Genomic DNA, 1,031 nt, shown 5'->3' with positions numbered 1-1,031 from the left:
AAAAAAAAGGTTCTTCACGGAATCTCGGGAAACACAGAAACAAGAACGCCGATTTGATTGATGATGTTCGTGCGAGCAAACACATCTAACAAACCGGCGTTCTTATGCGCGATATTAATACTTTCCTTCCGTTTTGGGAGGGTTTTTCTGTCGTCGCCATCAAGCCTGATGGCGACATGCTGCAGATCGATCTCATCCCACAGGCCACCCGATTTCCTACTTGCAGTGGCTGCAACCAACCCAGCACAACCACCCATGAATACTGCCAGCGGCTCATCCGAGACCTGCCCATCCTTGGGCGGCCGGTACGGCTAAACGTAGAACTCAGACGAGTTGGATGTGGCGCTTGCGGCAAACGAATGGAGGCTGTCAGTTGGCTTGATCGCTACTCCCGAATGACACGTCGATTGGCTGAAACCATCATCCAGACCTGCCGACGGCTGCCTACTTTGCATGTGGCTCAGCTATTCGGATTGCACTGGGATAGCGTGCGATTACTGGAGCGACGAGCTCTACAGACGGAACTGGAAAAGCTGCCCGTAGCCCGTCCCAGGCGATTGGTCATGGACGAGTTTGCCCTGTTCAAAGGGCATCGATATGCCAGCGTCGTACTGGACGCCGATACCCGCCGGGTGTTGTGGATAGGCGAAGGACGTAGTCGGGCCGCTATCAGGCCGTTCTTCGAAGAGCAGGGGTCTGAGGGCTGCGCGCGGATTGAGGCGGTAGCGATGGACATGAACACCGCGTTTGACCTGGAAGTGCGCCAGCATTGCCCCCAGGCACGGGTGGTCTACGACCTGTTTCACGTGGTGGCCAAATATGGCCGAGAAGTGATTGATCGAGTAAGGGTCGATGAAGCCAACCGTCTGCGTCATGACAAACCTGCACGCAGGGTCATCAAACAAGCGCGGTGGCTGCTGTTGCGCAACCCGGAGAATCTCAAGAGCGCAGATCAACAGGTGCACTTGATGGATCTGCTGGCGGCCAACCAGTCATTGATGACGGTTTATCTGATGAAGGCAGAGCTCAAA

Annotated in this window: 2 protein-coding genes; one reads left to right on the top strand and one right to left on the bottom strand. The window is 55.1% G+C overall.

Annotated features, from left to right (window positions below):
• Positions 1–14: 14 nt before the first annotated feature.
• Positions 15–257, bottom strand: coding sequence for a hypothetical protein (locus tag BBF94_RS28215; RefSeq protein ID WP_225875091.1), 243 nt, complete (start codon positions 255–257; stop codon positions 15–17).
• On the opposite strand from BBF94_RS28215, the gene BBF94_RS26905 reads away from it, so the two are divergent.
• Positions 159–1,031 (top strand): ISL3 family transposase (locus BBF94_RS26905; protein WP_455430443.1); only part of this gene is annotated, 873 nt, incomplete at its 3' end. The two genes, BBF94_RS28215 and BBF94_RS26905, sit on opposite strands and share 99 nt — an antisense overlap.

The organism is Pseudomonas bananamidigenes (assembly GCF_001679645.1).
Lineage (GTDB): Bacteria > Pseudomonadota > Gammaproteobacteria > Pseudomonadales > Pseudomonadaceae > Aquipseudomonas > Aquipseudomonas bananamidigenes.
Note: the sequence above shows the minus strand (reverse complement) of the source record. Positions and strands in the feature narration are given on the sequence as shown.